This window comes from Peribacillus deserti (assembly GCF_002863585.1).
In the GTDB taxonomy this organism is placed as follows: Bacteria; Bacillota; Bacilli; order Bacillales; family DSM-1321; genus Paraperibacillus; species Paraperibacillus deserti_A.
In genome coordinates this window covers 1-17813 of sequence record NZ_PGUY01000057.1, presented here as the reverse complement: position 1 = coordinate 17813, position 17813 = coordinate 1, and the positions used below count along the sequence as shown (strand labels likewise).

At 42.2% G+C, this 17813-nt stretch carries 19 protein-coding genes; 8 read left to right on the top strand and 11 right to left on the bottom strand.

The genetic code is table 11. From position 1 onward, the window contains the following. Window positions 1–32: 32 nt before the first annotated feature. Genes CUU66_RS17845 through CUU66_RS17835 form a run of 3 tightly spaced genes read right to left on the bottom strand, consistent with a single transcriptional unit; the run spans window position 33 to window position 4306 of the window. The gene (locus CUU66_RS17845; protein WP_101644665.1) at window positions 33–3659 is read right to left on the bottom strand and encodes a copper oxidase; all 3627 of its coding nucleotides are present in this window, start codon (window positions 3657–3659) and stop codon (window positions 33–35) included. Between the two features lie 22 nt (window positions 3660–3681). Beyond that, window positions 3682–3996 carry a hypothetical protein gene (locus CUU66_RS17840; protein WP_101644663.1) on the bottom strand — a complete coding sequence of 105 codons (315 nt, stop codon included), beginning with the start codon at window positions 3994–3996 and terminating at the stop codon, window positions 3682–3684. A 13-nt stretch (window positions 3997–4009) separates the two neighbouring features. Beyond that, window positions 4010–4306 (bottom strand): hypothetical protein, encoded by a 297-nt coding sequence (locus CUU66_RS17835; RefSeq protein ID WP_101644661.1) that lies wholly within the window; start codon window positions 4304–4306, stop codon window positions 4010–4012. A 143-nt stretch (window positions 4307–4449) separates the two neighbouring features. On the opposite strand from CUU66_RS17835, the gene CUU66_RS17830 reads away from it, so the two are divergent. Next, on the top strand, window positions 4450–4869 hold the full coding sequence (locus tag CUU66_RS17830) for a hypothetical protein (RefSeq protein WP_101644660.1): 420 nt from the start codon (window positions 4450–4452) through the stop codon (window positions 4867–4869). An 89-nt stretch (window positions 4870–4958) separates the two neighbouring features. On the opposite strand, the gene CUU66_RS17825 is transcribed toward CUU66_RS17830, so the two are convergent. Further along, a complete protein-coding gene (locus CUU66_RS17825) occupies window positions 4959–5177 on the bottom strand; it encodes a hypothetical protein (RefSeq protein ID WP_142383747.1) in 219 nt (72 codons plus the stop codon). 187 nt (window positions 5178–5364) lie between these two features. Continuing rightward, complete coding sequence (locus tag CUU66_RS17820) at window positions 5365–5880, bottom strand: Rok-like winged helix domain-containing protein (RefSeq protein WP_101644655.1); 516 nt, start codon at window positions 5878–5880, stop codon at window positions 5365–5367. Window positions 5881–6270: 390 nt separating this feature from the next. Between CUU66_RS17820 and CUU66_RS17815 the strand changes: the two genes are divergently transcribed. Next, window positions 6271–6927: a C40 family peptidase gene (locus tag CUU66_RS17815; RefSeq protein ID WP_101644653.1), complete on the top strand. Its 657-nt coding sequence runs from the start codon at window positions 6271–6273 to the stop codon at window positions 6925–6927. A 58-nt stretch (window positions 6928–6985) separates the two neighbouring features. On the opposite strand, the gene CUU66_RS17810 is transcribed toward CUU66_RS17815, so the two are convergent. Continuing rightward, window positions 6986–7249 carry a hypothetical protein gene (locus CUU66_RS17810; RefSeq protein ID WP_101644651.1) on the bottom strand — a complete coding sequence of 88 codons (264 nt, stop codon included), beginning with the start codon at window positions 7247–7249 and terminating at the stop codon, window positions 6986–6988. 196 nt (window positions 7250–7445) lie between these two features. Here CUU66_RS17810 and CUU66_RS17805 point away from each other — a divergent pair, with 196 nt between their 5' ends. After that, window positions 7446–8195 carry an NAD-dependent protein deacylase gene (locus tag CUU66_RS17805; protein ID WP_101644649.1) on the top strand — a complete coding sequence of 250 codons (750 nt, stop codon included), beginning with the start codon at window positions 7446–7448 and terminating at the stop codon, window positions 8193–8195. Window positions 8196–8486: 291 nt separating this feature from the next. On the opposite strand, the gene CUU66_RS17800 is transcribed toward CUU66_RS17805, so the two are convergent. Genes CUU66_RS17800 through CUU66_RS17785 form a run of 4 tightly spaced genes read right to left on the bottom strand, consistent with a single transcriptional unit; the run spans window position 8487 to window position 12060 of the window. Further along, on the bottom strand, window positions 8487–9203 hold the full coding sequence (locus CUU66_RS17800) for a (2Fe-2S)-binding protein (RefSeq protein WP_101644647.1): 717 nt from the start codon (window positions 9201–9203) through the stop codon (window positions 8487–8489). A gap of 13 nt (window positions 9204–9216) precedes the next feature. Continuing rightward, window positions 9217–10002, bottom strand: a complete 786-nt coding sequence (locus CUU66_RS17795) for an ABC transporter ATP-binding protein (protein ID WP_101644645.1) — start codon at window positions 10000–10002, stop codon at window positions 9217–9219. A 13-nt stretch (window positions 10003–10015) separates the two neighbouring features. Beyond that, complete coding sequence (locus tag CUU66_RS17790) at window positions 10016–11017, bottom strand: FecCD family ABC transporter permease (RefSeq protein ID WP_180955344.1); 1002 nt, start codon at window positions 11015–11017, stop codon at window positions 10016–10018. 5 nt (window positions 11018–11022) lie between these two features. After that, entirely contained in the window at window positions 11023–12060 is a 1038-nt protein-coding gene (locus CUU66_RS17785; RefSeq protein ID WP_257968058.1) for a FecCD family ABC transporter permease, read from the bottom strand. Window positions 12061–12263: 203 nt separating this feature from the next. Here CUU66_RS17785 and CUU66_RS17780 point away from each other — a divergent pair, with 203 nt between their 5' ends. The 5 genes from CUU66_RS17780 to CUU66_RS17760 all read left to right on the top strand — a co-directional run bounded on the left by CUU66_RS17780 (window position 12264) and on the right by CUU66_RS17760 (window position 16470). Continuing rightward, window positions 12264–13211, top strand: coding sequence for an ABC transporter substrate-binding protein (locus CUU66_RS17780; protein WP_257968057.1), 948 nt, complete (start codon window positions 12264–12266; stop codon window positions 13209–13211). A gap of 316 nt (window positions 13212–13527) precedes the next feature. Further along, entirely contained in the window at window positions 13528–14256 is a 729-nt protein-coding gene (locus tag CUU66_RS17775; RefSeq protein ID WP_101644641.1) for an amino acid ABC transporter ATP-binding protein, read from the top strand. 14 nt (window positions 14257–14270) lie between these two features. Then, a complete protein-coding gene (locus tag CUU66_RS17770; RefSeq protein ID WP_101644639.1) occupies window positions 14271–15074 on the top strand; it encodes a transporter substrate-binding domain-containing protein in 804 nt (267 codons plus the stop codon). A gap of 82 nt (window positions 15075–15156) precedes the next feature. After that, complete coding sequence (locus CUU66_RS17765; protein ID WP_101644637.1) at window positions 15157–15795, top strand: amino acid ABC transporter permease; 639 nt, start codon at window positions 15157–15159, stop codon at window positions 15793–15795. Between the two features lie 12 nt (window positions 15796–15807). Next, window positions 15808–16470, top strand: a complete 663-nt coding sequence (locus tag CUU66_RS17760; protein WP_101644636.1) for an amino acid ABC transporter permease — start codon at window positions 15808–15810, stop codon at window positions 16468–16470. Between the two features lie 828 nt (window positions 16471–17298). Here CUU66_RS17760 and CUU66_RS17755 read toward each other — a convergent pair. After that, window positions 17299–17502 (bottom strand): hypothetical protein, encoded by a 204-nt coding sequence (locus tag CUU66_RS17755; protein WP_142383746.1) that lies wholly within the window; start codon window positions 17500–17502, stop codon window positions 17299–17301. Window positions 17503–17813: the final 311 nt, after the last annotated feature.

The following is a 17813-nucleotide window of genomic DNA, read 5'->3' as shown; positions in this document are numbered from 1 at the left end:
AGGATGGCCGGAGCCATCCTTATTCAAGTGTTTTATTCATCTAAAGGTATTAAATGTTCCATTAATCGATCATGTACCCTGATAAGCCCCCATAAGCCTAGTTCTATGTTCCAGCGGATATTTCCTGTTCTGTATAAGTAATCCCCTGGGAACTGGCCGATGCCTCCCGCTCCTCCTGCCAATGGCGCATCAAATGCTTCACCCGCAATATTCTGTCCCTTTGCTGCCCGGAATTCTGCATTCATATCCTGCCAGTCGGCTCTCCAAATGTGGCCATGAATATGAAATGTATTTGTTCTTCTCCGCTCAGCAGGGGTCAGCAGCCTGACGGTAACAGGTTCGCCTGGATATGCTTCAAATACTGGTGTGGCAGGATCGCCAAACTTTTCTGAATCTGCCCAGTTTTTAAGAACTGGCCGTTTCTCAAAACGGTTTATCAGCCGTTCAGTTCGATAGTTAAACCCTCTTGATCCCTGGTCATACGTATCGAAGACCTCATCAAGACCGTTAATGATTCCCTCCGTAGGATCAATAATCAGCTGATCTTGCTTATTAAAAAGACGGATACCATCATGAAGCATAATTACAAATTCCCTGAAGTCCGGAAGTAGTGGATTAATAATGACTGCATTTGCACCAGCTTTTAACTTACTTCCTGAATAAGGGTCAAAATACTTAGATTTACGCGGCTCTGCAATAAACGCTCCAAAAGAACCATGGTGCCTGTGATTGCGGAGGTCTGCCATATCCCAAAAATTACAGGCTCCTATACCGGTTGGCACCTCCCAAAAGTAAGTAATTGATTTGCCGGGCTCGACGGTTTGATCAGGATTGAAGCCGACTGTGTCGCCGCTGGAATGTTTCACATCATAATCCACAAGCTGCGGATGCATGGATATCCTTGGCGAAGAAGGGTAAAAAGCGTCTACTTTTACAGCGGGATAGCCATGTATGTTATGGTTATGAAACAGTTCCGGATCGAGCAGATTCGTAAGTTTTATCTGGATTAAGTCTCCATAATTCCCTCGTATCACAAGCGGTTCTGGATTTATTTTCCCACTTAAAATATCATCTTTATCTTTTGCAAGTGCAAAGATAATGCCGTGTGGGTCATGGTCGCCAAATTGGTTATAAACAATAGGAGTTTGAATGGCCACAATATGGTACTTTTTGAGACGCATGGCGCGGGTCTCAGGACCTAGTTTTACGACCCGCTTCTTAATAGGATCTCCTTTTTTCGGCAGCGGTCTCGTTCTCTTCGGAGGCAGAGGCCTGTCATTTAACGGTATTAAATCATCAACCAATTGATCATATGCCCTTAAAATCCCCCAGCAGCCGTTAAATACGTCCTCTACATCTTCATAGGCATACAAGTAGTCTCCGCTTCGGGGGACAAATGTTTCCACTGTAAATGACTCCGAGATACCGATATGCTGCTGGGATACATAGCGTGAATCAAGGTCTTTTCTTTCCTGCTTCCATTTCAGCCCGTGCAGATTGAAGCTATGTGATTCTTCATGAGCCCCATCCAAGAGCCTGATTCGAATCGGGTCCCCTTCATAGGCTCTCAGAAGAGGAGTTCCTGGATCACCATGGACAAAGGAACTGAAGGAATAAGCAGGATCACAATCTTTCCCAAGCCTGAATTGCAGCGGTTCACATCTATAATTCACTCCAAAGACACCGGGATCATCAAGCGAGCCAGGAAATTCCGGACGAGCAATAGGGCATCCATCCTTGTCAAACAGAAGTGCAAAATCATGAATGAACAAAGTATAATCCCTATAACTTGGGATAATGGGATGATCGACTGTGATCTGGGTGCCTCTGTCAGTGTCCTCCCCTGTTTTCGGATCGAAGAATTGTGAAAATCTCGAATGAATAACAATGCCGGCAAACACTCCATGCTGCTGATGGGAATTAGCAAATAAATGGTCATGGAAAAAAGTTGCCTTTAATTCAACATCCGAAAACCATTCCACCCGCATCGTTTCACCCGGGAGAACACTGCTGTCATAATTCCACCCAACATTTGCTCCGTCAGCTACCAGCGGGTCAAATTTAACGAAATGTACATGAGGACCCACCTCATAAGTTCTGGTTGCCAGTTGAAAGGCATCTCCGTCCAATACCTGCGGCAGACGGTTCGTTAAATTGATTCTATTGCAGCGGCCGGCATTTGTATGGATAACTAATGGCTCCGGCTCCTTTTTGCCTGATAATACATCCTCAATATCCTCGTCTTTGATGAAGAATCTTCCTTTTGGATCATGCCAGCCCTGCTTATTGTATTGAACAGGCATTTCCATAATGGAAATATTAAATTCTTTAACAATGGGATTTCCCAGGCAGGATTCAGCGAACACCGCACCGGGGCGCGCATTTGGTACGGCTGCATTTTTCTCAAGCTCAGTGAGTCCCCGCCCTCCAACAATAGAAAGAGGCGGCCTTGGTGCTTTGCAGCCGAATTTCCCTGGAATAAAGTTTGGAAATCCAGGCTTCTCTTTTGTAGGCTTAGGCGGTGCCGGCCTGTCTGGCAGAGGCTGCAGCGGCTTAATCGGAACACCGTTGGGATAGCATTGAGAACCATCCTGAAGGGTGTCAAAAATTCGGTTGATCCCCCACATTCCATCCATGAAATGCGGATACAGATGACAATGGATAATTACATCCCCTATTGCACCCTGCAGGCTTCCGAGTCCATAAAGAGGAGATATATTATAGAAGTTCTGCGGACTTATTGCCTGTGCGTCCACAATCTCGGAGTCGACATCTGTGTGCTCTTGCAGCCACTGATGGACATGGTAGTGAAAAACGTGAGTCTCCTTTACACCGCCGTGAACAAGCCTGACCATGGCAGGATCTCCAACATATCCTCTAAGAATGGGCGTCGCCGGATCACCGAAAACCCAGGAATCATGATGCACTTCTTCTCCATCACAGCCGGGTCCGACAACTCCAGCCTCTAAAAGCCTCACTCGATTTGCTAATGGTTCTGCCCGGTAATTTACCGCATGGACAGACTCACCTGGCAGGCCGGTCATAGGATCAACAGGGTCATTTCCCGTTAAATCCTTCTGCTCCGGCTCGTCATTGAAAAACCAGCCATATTCCCTAAAGGAAGGCGAAAAGGGATGGTGAATATCTGCAAATACCCCGCTTTCAATAGGGCCTCCGGTGACAGGATCGGTCCAAGTAGATCCTCTCCGCTGTATGAATATGGCTCCAAATAACCCGTGGATGTTTGTGCCTTCTTCACCGCTTAATGGATTTCCTAAATCAGAAAAGTAAGCAATTCCTGTTGTATCTGCCCGGAGCTGATACTTTATGGTACATCCCGGCTCTGCCAGGGTATCAGGATTCAGCCCGGCATTCGTGCCATCTGACGTTCTTACATCATAAGTAACTTGCTGGAAATGCATACCGGCAGCATGCTCAAGCTGATTTTCAAACAAAATTTCTATAAAGTCGCCGGCATTCGACCTTATGGCCAATGGCTGTACTAATTCTACAGGTGTAAAAGGGTTCTCCTTGACAAGCTTTTTAACCTTTTTTTCATTTTCCTTCAATACATACATACGGCCGTCTGGATCATGGTCGCCAAAATTGTTATACACAATACGAATTGGAATCGCAACAATATGAAAATAACGCTTCATTGGGAGCACTCACCTCGCTGACTCAATCCTTCAATTCTGGAATTTTTGGAAAGCCTTCCGTTTCTATATATAACACCTGTATAGCATCAATATGAATAATCCAATTTCTGTCCTCAAATACCGGCTGCTCAGTGGTATCAACAGCTACCCGTACATAATCTTCGATTATTTCAAGAATTTCACCTATATATAGAAATGGGAACTCTGCCGTTAAAAAGAGAGCACGTTTGCCAACACTCTGCTGAAGAAATTCTCTGAAAGCGAGACGGGCTCTTCCACTTGGACTGTCCATACTGCCCCCGCCTGTATTTGAACTGCTGGATCTTCCACCGGCCAACAGCATTCACCTCCTAAGAAATTGGGAATTTAATATCCCGGTCAAACCTGGTTATAGCGGTTATGGACTCAACTGGAAAAAATAAAGGTGTTGGGAACTCATAATTAGGTGCATTTGACATCTTAATTTGCACCGGCCAGAGAGTGATGCGCCCTTCGTCAGCCTCAATAAGTGTGCCTACAAAGATAGGTCGAAATGTCTGCCCAAAAATATTTAACTGGTCAGCACTGACGACAATAAGTATGTCTCTGCCTAGATTTTGCTGTATTAAGTCTATAGCCGTAGAACTCCTAGAAGATCCGTTTGCCATTTACTCACCTCTTTAATTAAGTTCTTCAATTTATAATTACAACTTTATTCCTTCGAATAGAACACATTTAAATGGAAAAAGTAACCAAACTGTACATCTAAAAATACCTTATTATTGAAGGATAAATAGAAAGGAGCGGTGAAATGGGAAGAAAAAGAAAACATCACGAGAGTTCCTCGATCGGCTTTGACATCCTGAGAAGTCATAAGTTTTGCGACGATGATTTTCTTATCAGGCTGGCAGGCATTGAAGGGGGACTAAGCTTTCGCCTTAAACAGATGATGGGTAAATGTATTAAACTATCATTACTAGAGCCTGCGAATGAACTGGTAAGCGGAGAAGTCTCTATGGTAGGCTCAAATTTTGTGGAATTATGTTCGTGCAGAACAGATAATGATCCTTTTCCTAAAAAAGAGACCATTAAAATCATTCCACTTGAAAACATCAACAAAATTTGGTTTGAAGGTGAGTGCCATAGGAATAAGTGTCATAGGGAGTTCAGGCATCATAAAGGCTGCCTATGTAAAATATGTAAAACACACAGCCGGGTTATCAAACATTGACAGCAGAATGATTCCCATTAAAAAATATCTTCTTATTTACTTCCAAAAATGAAAAACGACTCCGGAGTTGTCCGGAGTCTAACAGGTTTCTACCTATTTCTATATACTAAAGCTGAATAACTCTTTCCTTTACTGACTTTCTTGGTAAAATTATAGTCTGGATTTACACGTTCCATCACTTCTAATTCTTTTACTCTGCGGAGGATATCCATCCGTTCGAGTCTAATTTGTTCGAACACATTTTTTTCATAATGAGCCAATTGTTCTAACCTCATTTTTAATGCTGTTCTCTCATTAAATTCCATCACACTGATTCACCTGGCCTTCTAGTTATTAGGATAGAGTAAATGTATCACAGCCTGAAAAAAGGTGATTTTTCTGTTTTTATACAAAATTCTAGAATAATTGTCAATATTTAAGGAACACAAGAAAAGTTTCCAAAATAAAAAGGAAAAAGATTTAAATAGTAATAAATCAATTTCCCAATTTATCAATTCAATTATTTATGTACATATATTGACCATGTGTCGCTTTTTTTAAATGGCTCTCTTTTTTGGCTAAATTAGTCATAAATAACGATATATTCTTTATCTCAACACCGGTTTCCTGTTCTAGTTCTTTTTTTAATTGTGCCAAAGGAATTGCGGTATGGTGCTGCTGAAGAATTTTCAGAGTAGCGTCTCTTAATAACAGCGTTTTTTTATGATACCCCTTAGCTGGCTTTTCTTCTTTTACCGGCTCCCTGCCAATTTGATCTTTTTCCTCCAGACGGCTCTGTGCTTCTTCTAATCTCTCATTTGAAGTTGCTGGAGAAACATCGTCAAATTGTAAAGGCTTTACCTGATCGGCATCTTTGTTTTCAGTGATGTCTTTTTGTCTATCTAATAAATCTAATTCTCTTAATCGGTCTAGTATCTCTCTTCGTTCTTCTCTAAACTCTCTTATTGTCTTCTCTTCTGCCATCAATAATTGTTCAAGCCTCAGTTTTAGAGCGTCTCTTTCGTTAAACATAGAATTGTTCTCCTTTGAAAAAAATGCAGGAAAAAGAATTTTTATGCTTTACACATCGCCTTTATGTAAGCATTTTCTTAATAATATCACCCCTTTACTGATATTGTAAATATCATAATAGCAGCCAAATATATAATCTAAGCGTGGAAAACTATAATATTTACTTCCTATATATAGACGTAAAACCTTCCTTTTTCTATTTACTATTTCATTTATTAAGGGAAAGAACGTTTTCGGATATTTTCAGCACCGAAATTCTACAAAACTTTTCAGTTTATGACTCCCTTCCCTATAATATGTAATATAACCGTAATATTACTGTGATGATAATGTTACTTATTTCTGGTTATAATAGGTTTAGCAAATCACAGCAGGGGGTAAACTACTAAATTGAAGAAAATAATCGCATTTCTGTCACTTGTCCTTATGATAAGCAGTGTTACACCACTCGCAACTGAAGCTGCTGCAAGCACCACAACTAAATATGTGAACGTAAGCTCAGGCACATTAAATGTTCGTAAAAGTGCCACTATTAATTCTTCCATCGTTACTAAACTATCAAAAAACACTTCGGTATCTGTATATTCTACTTCAAATGGCTGGTCCAAAATCAAGGCGGGAAGCAAAACAGGTTACGTAAATGCAAAATATCTGGCTTCTAAAAAGGCAGCTGCACCGTCACCTGCTTCTTACCGTACTAAAGCAATTTCTGTAGCAAAAAGTGAATTGGGAACTCCTTATCGCTGGGGAGGCATTTCACCTAGCGGCTTCGACTGCTCGGGACTCGTAAAATATTCATTCGGTAAAGCAGGAAAAGCATTACCTCGTACTGCTGCTGAAATGTATACAAAAGGAACACGAGTAAGCACTCCAGCCACTGGCGACTTAATGTTTTTTGCTCCTAACAAAGCATCTAGACCTACACACGTTTCCATCTATGTAGGAGGCGGCAATATGATTCACGCTGCAAGCTCTAACGGTGTTTCTTATTCTAAGACAAGCAACACTTACTGGAAGCCAAAATTCATCGGTGCTAAACGCATCTAATATAGAAAGAAGCCGTCATTCAAATTGAATGACGGCTTCTTTTGTTTTCTGTCTTCTTTCACTCCAGCCTTCTGGCTGCTTTTAACGCTTCCCCTACACTCCTCTCTATATATTCCAGCGGTTCCTCAACATCTATTTTCCCTTCAAGCTGCTGTTCCAATATGCTGCAGAGCATTCCTGCCGCTTTTGTAATATAATCAAGCGAACAAGCAAGCTCGCTGCTTCCGCATTGCTCGGATCTTGCTATCATTTGAATTTCATTTAACTGCCTATGAATATCCCTTATTGAAAGAACATCAAACTTCTCATAAATCGTACCCATACATTCCCCCCTTACCCTATAAGCTTATTCGCAAGAAGGCCCGTTTAGAATAAGGGAAATGTGGGGCTATCCCTGGGGCTGTCCCCCATTTCCCGTTGGTATGACAGGGTTTCGGTTTGGGAAATATGGTAATTAGGGACAGTCCCCTAATAGATTTTGGGTATGATATATATTATTGAATAAAGGGGAATGCCTTATGGACTCTATTTTACAGCTGGCTGCGTATATAAAGGCAGCAAAGAGGATTGCTTTTTTCAGCGGGGCTGGTATCAGTACAGAATCAAATCTGCCTGATTTCAGGAGCAGGAATGGTTTGTGGACAAATAATCAAAGCTTTGAAAAGCTGGTTTCTCTTTCTTATTTTGAGAGACATCCCGTTGATTTCTGGAAAGCTTATAAAGACATTTTTGCCATGAAGCTCTTGAATCAATACGAACCCAACCGGGGGCATCTCTTTATAACAGAGCTTCAAAATAGCGGCAGAGACGTCACAGTCATTACGCAGAACATTGACGGCCTCCATGAAAAGGCTGGTACACACAAAGTATACGAAGTACACGGTACATTAAAGACCGCCACCTGTCCCAAGTGTGGAACAAAGTATGACCTGGAATATATAAATACACACGAAACACCTCGCTGCCAGACTAAATCAAGTAATGATACTCGATGCCATACGATCCTGAAGCCCGATGTAGTCCTCTTCGGGGATTCCGTTCATCACTTCAACGAATCAGTGGAGGCTGCTTATGAATCTGATTTATTTATAGTGATGGGCTCATCACTAGAAGTTGGCCCGATTAACTCTATTCCTCAATTAATAAGCGGGACCGCTATTCCCATGGTTTTAATTAATAAAGAGCATACGGTATATGATCACTTATTTGATCTGTGCCTATATGCCGGGATCGGGGAAACAGTGGAACAGGTGAAACGTGCTCTTTAATAGTCATTTGTTTAGTAGTCGTGTTTGGCGCATTAAAACTAATATAGAAAGAATAACCCTCCCTGTATTTAGTAATTTCATATAAATGACTTATAAGACTAACCAGTATGACCATTCGGCCTGCACTAGCGGGGCTTTACTCTGGGTAAGCCGAAATTTAGGAGAGGGAAATCAGGTTGGGATTACGTCTTTTTAGCGGGGATATGCCCTTTACCGGCCATGTCCCTCCCCCTCCACATTCTTTTTAGGAATAAAAAAAGACCAGCGCACATAGCCGATCTTTCTTTCACCTTAATCCTGCAGACACTTATCTTTTGACAATCTCGGGCAATAAGAACAGCTATCATGACCCGGAATTAGATAATACAGACAGCATGTTACCCGTGCATAAGCTGCCATGCTTTCTTCCGGCGTTTGGCCGTTTAAACATTTTACAAATGGCGAACGGCTCTCGAAACCCTGCCAGATTTCCGTTTCTAGGAGCAATGTGATGTCATGCCGGGCAAAGCTGGCATTTTCATCTGATTGCATTAACTGTACATACATCCAGAGCGCATATCCCCAAATATTTTCCCAAAGTACACTTGGAGAGGATTTAGTAGCCTGAGCAACATCTTTTATGAAGTTCCGGCAATCTTCACAAATAATCTTTTTCAGAGCGGAAATCACGTCAGCATCATTGGCAGCTGACACCCAGCTGCCTTCAGGAAACAGCCATTGCGGCATCCATTTCCCGCTGATTTCCTGGTCTAGGACACGTATTTCCTTTATATTTCCCGTCCATGTCAGTCTATACTTACTAAGGATGTAGAGCTGGGAAACGAAAATAAACGCGGTTTGCCTCACCAGCACCGAGCCAAGAGCATAGGGTTTATCAGTTTGAGTTCTTTTTGAAACAAGATTAAGTAAAGAACTAAGGTCATCAAGGGTATCCGATAGGGGAGCCTCCCCGCCAGAGACCACATTAAAACGCTCAAGCTCCTGCCAAATGGCTTCTTTTTGCAGCATTCTCACTCCGCCTTTACTTAATTAATTCATACGAAAGCATAGCCGGTTTTCCTGTCCGGCGGTCTGTCACAATGTCTGTTTCAATATTAAATACCTGTCTCAGGATATCTGAGTTAATCACTTCTTCGGGTGGACCTTGTTTGATAATTTCCCCCTGCTTTAAAGCTATAAGATGATCTGCAAAACGCGCTGCCTGATTTAAATCATGAATCACCATAATAATCGTCCTATTATCTTCACGATTTAATTTTTCCAAAAGATGCAGCACTTCAAGCTGATGGGCTAAATCCAGGTACGTTGTTGGTTCATCCAGCAGCAGCAAATCCGTTTCCTGGGCAATGGACATGGCAATCCATGCACGCTGCCTTTGACCGCCGGAAAGAGTATCGACAGCCTGATTTTGCAGCTGTTTTAATCCGGTAACCTCTAGTGCCCACTCAATCATCTGCTGATCGTGTTCCTTCAATCGGGATAAACCGGATTGATGGGGTGTACGGCCATAAGAGATTAATTCGTAAACAGTCAGGCCTTCAGGAGCTTCAGGTGACTGCGGCAGAATGGCTAATTTTTTTGCTATTTCTTTGGTTGGGGTTTTATGGATCAATTTACCGTCCAGATAGATGGCGCCGGATGATGCCGGATGAAGCCTTGCCATTGTTTTAAGAATTGTAGATTTTCCGCAGCCATTCGGCCCGATTATTGCGGTGATTTTGCCAGGTACTATTTCCAGGTTGAGATCCCGCACAATAATCCGCTCTTCATAGCCAATTGTTAAGTGTTCTGTTGACAGAGAGTTCATCCGCTCATCCTCCTTATTTGGATTTCATTAGTAAAAACACAAAGTATGGAACGCTTACAATGGCCACAACCAGCCCTGCTGGAATCTGTGTTGGCGACAGTACATTCTTTCCGATTGTATCTGCCAAGATTAAGATGATCGCTCCAATCAAAGCAGCCGTCGGTATTAACACTTGATGCTTAGGGCCGACGAGCCTGCGTGAAATGTGAGGGGCAATCATTCCTAAAAAGGCGATGCCTCCTCCTGCAGCGACACCCAATCCGGCCAGCGACACAGCAGTCAATAGCAGCAGCATTCGTTCCCAAAGAGAACGGATTCCCAGTGCTGTAGTGATCTGCGTTCCTAATTGTAAAATATTCAGCGTATGGGATTTAAGCAGTGCCGCCAGCAGTAAGATGGTAAACCACGGCAGAAGGGCCCATACATAAGACCATTGCTTTGCCCATAAATCTCCGGAAAGCCACACCATCGCCTTTACAAAATCATGCGGATCAAGCCTTAGCTGTAAAGCGATGATAAAAGCACTCAGCCCTGCGTTGACACCGATGCCAACGAGGATCAGACGGATGGATTCTATTCCCCTTTTCCAGGCAAGGAACATAATCAGCCCGCCTGTCATAACGGCACCCAAGAAAGCAAACAGCGGCAGGATATAAGTACTTAATAAGGTAAGCCCTCCTGCGGCTGTCTGAAAAAAAGTAATATAAATAACAACAGCCAGGCCTGACCCTGCATTAATTCCAAGTATTCCGGGATCAGCCAGGTCATTGCGTGTAATGCTTTGCAGAATCGTTCCTGATACAGCCATTCCAGCACCAACCATAATCGCCAGAATAATGCCAGGAAGACGAAACTGAAATAATATTAATTCCTGTTTTTCTGAACCATTTCCAATAAAGGTTTGAAGCACTTCCAATGGTTTGATAGAGACCGCACCAAGATTCAAACTGAGAAGGCAGGAAAGTGCAAGGAGTACAAGCAGGATGAATGTACTCCATTTAAACCTGGCTTGCATGCTTTTTATGAGAATCTGCCCCTTCCACTTCTGACTAGATATAGAAAAAATGGTACGCCTACAGCAGCAGTAATTACACCTATTGGTGTTTCATAGGGTGAGTTGATCATTCTTGCCCCGATATCCCCAAGTACAAGAAGCAGACTGCCAAGTACCGCTGATACCGGCAGAATATACCTATAGTCAGGCCCGATCAGCATGCGGCTGATATGCGGGATGACCAGCCCTGCAAATGCCACTGTCCCTGCAATCGCTACCGAACTTCCTGTAAGCATAAGAACAGCCAGAACACCGAGACCATTTACCAGCCTCACATTTATACCAAGTCCTTTTGTAACTTCTGCTCCAAGATTAAGCAGGGTTAATGAGCGGGCAAGCAGGATGACGATCAGGATCCCAAAAATGCCGGCTGTCAGCAGGATTTTCACACCGCCCCAGCCAGCACCCGCTATACTTCCTGCATACCAGAAGCTCAATTCTTTCGACACATCAAAATGAATGGCAATGACCGATGTTAAAGAACTTAAAAACATGCCGATCGCCACTCCTGCGAGAGCCAGCTTAACAGGAGCGATCCCGCCTTTTGAAACAGCGGCCAAAGAGAAAACAAGGAGAACCGTGAGGCCTGCACCGGCCATCGATACGAGGACAGAACCAGATGAGGAAATCCCAGGGAACATAGAAAGTGCAATGACAAGTGCAAGAGCAGCACCATAGGAGATTCCCAGCAAAGAAGGCTCGGCAAGCGGATTTCGGGTCAACGCCTGCATAATCGCTCCAGAAAGCGCCAAAAACGCTCCTACTAGGGCGGCTGTCAACGCTCTCGGGAGCCGAATTTCTCTGATTACCTGATGCTGAGTGCTATCGGGATTAAAATCAACAAGCGCCTGCCACACCGTACCAGTGCCTATATGAGTTGTGCCATACACGATAGAAACTGCAAGCGCAAACAAAACAGCAGCGCTCCCGGCTGATAGTACAAGACCAGCCCGCAGTCCCCGTCCTGCTGGGGAACTAGTGTAATTATTAGGGTTTCTTACCACATTTCTACCTCTTTATATAAGTATAAATTAATGAATGAGAACCATTTTCAATGTCTTTAAGTATATGATTATATTAACATTGTTTCAAGGTTTATTGATGAAATATCATCAATTACCAGTATATTTAGCGGTTCTATTGACTTTTTCCTTGATAATGATTATCATTTTCATAAACAGCTAAATTCATAAGGAGGAAAATAACGTTGCGCTTACATAAAAAAAGTATAGGGTTCCTTACAGCGCTGCTCAGCATACTCATGCTCTTGGCGGCCTGTGGGAATACATCTGATACTGACAAATCAAAGACGGAGCCGGCAAAAGAAAAAACATTAACAGATGCAATGGGTAAAGTGACGATCCCTGCTGATACCAAAAACATTTTGGCTCCATATATGGAAGATTCTCTGGTTGCGCTTGGAATTACTCCCGCAGCACAATGGTCTATCGGGGCCTCGGTTCTGGATTATCTTCAGAAAGATCTTAAGGATGTGCCAAAAATCAGCTGGGACCTCCCTCTTGAACAGACCATCGAAGCAAATCCTGACTTGATTATCTTCAGTTCAAGTGCTTCTATTCAAAAAGGACAATATGAAGAATATAAAAAAATCGCTCCAACTTATGTCTTCAAAAACGAAGACAGCTCTGACTGGAAGAAACAGCTTGAAATTATGGGTCAGATCACTGGAAAAGAAAAAGAAGCAAAAGATAAACTTGCCGAATATCAGGAAAAAACAAAAAAGGCTTCCGAAGATATTAAACAGGCCATCGGCAGTCAATCTGCAGCTATGATCTGGATTGCCGGAGATCAGTATTACCTGTTTGAATCTACCAGGTTTGCCGGAAACGTGTTATACGGAGATTTGGGTGTTGCCCAGCCTGAGATGGTGAAAAAATTGCCTGTGCCAAAAGCCAGCTGGCAGCCATTGTCGCTCGAATCTCTATCCGAGCTTGATGCTGATCATTTATTCCTTATCAGCAAACCAGGAGAGACAGGCCTGAAAAAGCTTCAGCAAAGCTCTGTTTTTAAGGGTCTTAAAGCCTCTAAGCAGGGTAATGTCTATAACATGGAAGATCCGAGCCATTGGACTATAAATGGTGTCATTGCCAATGAGCTTACAATCGATCAAATAACAACATCGCTTACTAAATAATTCTAATTCGAAAGCTTGTAGAGAGTCTCTCCTCTGCAAGCTTTTTTAATGCCATAAAATTTATAGTTAAAAAAGCAGGCTCAAAAATTTCTTTTATCCTTCTCCCCCTTCCTTCAATCTACTAATAAAACATCGTGAAATTTAAATTTAATAATTTTGTATTACCTGCATTTTCTAATCTGTGTATAAAAAAATCATATAAATTTCTGTCGTAATTTGACTAATTTACAAATCATATCTTATAATTTAATTAATTCTGAAATTTTTGATAACACAATCACATACATATAACTACGTTTTATATCGGAGGTCAGGGATGATTGAATTTAGCCATGTAAATAAGTTTTATGGGGACTTTCAAGTCTTAAAAGATATTAATCTCAAAATTAATAAGGGTGAAGTAGTAGTGGTTATAGGGCCATCCGGTTCGGGGAAAAGCACTCTGCTACGCTGTATCAATCACCTGGAATCCATATCTGATGGAAGTCTCACCGTAAATGGCATTTCGGTAGGTGATAAAAAGACAGATATCAATAAGCTTCGCCGAAATATCGGAATGGTCTTTCAGCACTTTCATTTATATCCACACAAAACCGTTCTCGAAAATATCACTCTTGCTCCTGTAAAGGTACTGGGCCTTTCGGATAAGGAAGCTAAGGAAACCGCCAGGCATTATCTCGACAAAGTAGGAATACTGGATAAGGCAGACTCTTATCCTTCCCAGCTGTCAGGCGGTCAGCAGCAGCGTGTGGCAATTGCACGCGGACTTGCCATGAAACCGGAAGTTATGCTCTTTGACGAGCCAACCTCAGCACTCGATCCGGAAATGATCGGCGAGGTTCTTGATGTCATGAAGACCCTTGCCAAAGAAGGAATGACGATGGTCGTGGTAACCCACGAAATGGGTTTTGCGAGGGAAGTTGCCGACCGGATTGTGTTCATCGATGAAGGCCGGATCCTGGAAGAAGCAATTCCGGCTGAGTTTTATGCGAATCCGCGTGAAGAGCGTGCACGCTTATTTCTCAGCCGTATATTAAATCATTAATAGGGGGTAAAAAAATGTTCAAGAACAAAAAGCTTTTTAAGATGGCTCTCGTAACATCAATGGCTGCACTTATGCTGGCCGCATGCGGAGGCGGGGAAAAAGAAGACAGCAAGGATGTCCTTGCACAGATTAAAGATCAAAAGAAAATTGTATTTGGTGTAAAGCACGATACCCGTTTATTTGGATTGAAGAATCCTTCAACGGGAAAAGTTGAAGGATTTGATATTGACCTATCGAAAGCATTGGCTGAAGAAATGTTCGGCTCTGATGTTAAACCTGAATATAAAGAAGTTACTTCTAAAACGAGGGTTGGACTGCTGAACAACGGGAAGGTTGATGCGGTCGTCGCTACGATGACAATCAACGAGGAGCGTAAAAAAGAAGTAGATTTCACAGATGTGTACTTTGATGCCGGTCAATCCCTTTTGGTGAAAAAGGGCAGTAAAATCCAAGGTCTTGATGACTTGAAAAAAGGAACAAAAGTGCTCGCTGTTAAAGGCTCTACATCAGCAGTCAACATTCGTGAAAAAGCACCCGAAACAGAAGTACTGGAATACGAAAACTATGCAGAAGCCTTTACTGCATTAAAATCCGGAAAAGGTGATGCATTAACGACAGACGATGCGATCCTTTATGGTATGGCTGAAGAAGATCCATCCTATGAGTTAGTGGGCGGAACATTCACGGAAGAACCGTATGGCATTGCTGTTAAGAAAGGTAACAAAGAGCTTGTTGACGAGCTGAATAAAGCATTAAAAAGCCTGAAGGACTCAGGGAAGTATGATGAAATTAAGAGCAAGTGGATTAAAGAAAAATAATTAATACAGCTTTTTTGTCAGGATGGGCAGAGGTCCCTTTGTTACACGGCCCTCCCCATCCTATTAATTAGGAGGAGATCGTTTGCTGGATTTCTCTATACTGACAGATAACATCGATTCATATATTGAAGGATTTAAAATAACCATTTATGCCAGTTTAATTTCTTTATTATGCAGCTTTATATTGGGAACCATTATTGCAGTGATGCGTATTGCCCCTTTAAAACCGATAAATTGGCTTGGTACCGCGTATGTGGAATTCATCCGTAACATACCGGTGTTAGTTATCGTCTTCTTCACTTACCTAGCCGGCAACTTTGGCGGGATGACAGCTGGTACGATAGGCTTGACCATCTATACAGCGGCTTTCATCGCGGAAGCAATCAGGGCCGGGATTATGTCAGTCCCAAAAGGACAGATGGAAGCAGCACGATCTTCAGGATTGAGCTATGGACAGGCTATGAGATTGATCATACTCCCCCAGGCTATTAAAATTGTTATACCTCCACTAGGCAATCAATTTATCAACCTGGTAAAAAACTCATCTTTATTGGCTGTAGTTGCGGGAGGAGATCTAATGTATCATGGTGATCTAGTAAATTCAAAGACATTCTCACCTTTTGATACATATATCTTTGTAGGTTTATTTTATTTAATATTAACGATCCCTCTGAGCTTTGGCGTAGGTTATCTCGAAAAACGCCTGGCCAGAAGCAATTGAGGAGGTCCATAAATGGATTTTTTTGCATCATTCGTTGAAGTATACACACTCGACCATTTCAAGTTTTTGTTAGAGGGCTTTTGGGTCACTTTAAAAGTCGCTGCGATTTCAATCGTGCTCAGCTTCATTATTGGAGGCATTATCGGGGTACTGAGGTATGCGAAAATACCTGTTGTTTCACATATACTTGCGGTAATAGTTGAAACGATCCGAAATCTTCCGCTGCTGCTTATCATCTTCTTCACTTATTTCGCACTGCCGGAAATCGGGATTGAGATGGAAATTACAACAGCAGCCATTGCAGCCTTGACTGTTTTTGAATCTGCTATGCTTGCAGAAATAATCCGAAGCGGTCTAAATTCAATTGAGAAAGGGCAGATTGAAGCAGGCCGTTCATCTGGCTTGAATTACGTACAAACGTTACGCTACATTGTTTTGCCTCAGGCTTTAAGAAGAATGGTACCGCCGATTGTCAGCCAATTCATTTCTCTGCTGAAGGATACATCCCTCGCTGTAGTCATTGCCCTGCCGGATTTATTGCATAACGGACAGATCATTTATGCTCAAAAAGGGTCTTACGTAATACCAGTATTTGTACTTATAGCATTCATGTATTTCATTGTGAATTATGCTTTATCTCTTATTGCACGAAGATTAGAGCTAAAGCAAAGCTAGATCAACCGGCTCAATTTAAGAGCCGGTTTATTTTATATAACAGATGACTAATGTATCTATTTTAAAGGCTCTATTCTAAAAAATTATTGTTTTTTAATAAGTTTTGTGAAAACATATTTTGAAATCGGGTCGATCGGAGCGTAAGGTGTGGGACTCCTTGATCCAGCTACAAGGCTTTAGACCATTAAGTCATAAGCCCATCCATCTATAGCGACTAAGCTTCTGTCTTCTTTATCAGGTGTCTGCTTTTCTAATGAATTTAGGATGCACCAAGAGTTAGAGTCATCATTATGAGTTTATATATAAGCTTTTTTAGAAAAGCACCGTCCTCCGCTTTTCCATCAGGTGAGACCCCGCAGAAGAATCCGAGGAGGCTAACGGCCTGCCCCGATGAAAGCCAGCATCCTCACGTTCCAATCAACCTCTTTGTTCAATTGCAATAAGTTTGTGAAAAAGGACATTTTAAAATCTGCTTTTTGTCTCATTAATGGTATGTGTCTATTAAGGTGTTTCCCTTAAATGGTATTCTTTTTAACCTTTAGAAACAACGTCATCAACCATTATTGCTCTAAAATGTTCCTCTTTTTCCCCTTGGCCATAACCCTATTTTCACTTCCTTTTTTATATAGTAATTTCTACAGCTATTAATCAAAAAAAGGCTTTATGACTGAGAATATAGCCGTTTCTATTTGTTATTCAAAGTCATAAATTACTAGTAAAAAGGAGGATGAAAATATGAGTTATAATAACTTTGGATGCTGCTGGGCAAAATGTCATGAGCCTTCTCTGACCAGCAATGACAGTTTTAAAACTTGTTTCTATAGATGTTTAAAAGGAGAGAGACATAACTGTCACTGTCAGAGCTGCAGGCATGATGATCATCATCACAATCATGGCCATAAGTGCAGGCATGACCATCATCATGATCATTGCCATAAGTGCACCCATGACCACCATCGCGATCATTGCCATAGCTGCAAGGATAACCATAACCGCGACCATGGTCATAAGCGCAAGCGTAAGCATAAGCATGGCCACGACCACAAGCGCAAGCATGGCCGCAAGCACAGATTCTATTGATACTGTTTATTGCTAGTCAGATAAAACGGTATCAATGAAGAGCCTTTTCTTTATAGGAAGGCTCTTTTTTTTTGGCTCTTTTCTAAAAGATTGTTGTTTTTTTAATAGTTCTGTGAACAAACCCTATTGTTAAACAGGTTGATTGGAACGTAAGGTGCGAGACTCCTGCCGGAGCAGCGGGACAGGTGAGACCCCACAGGCGAAGCCGAGGAGGCTCAGCGCCCGCCCCGCGGAAAGCGAGCATCCTCACGTTCCAATCAACC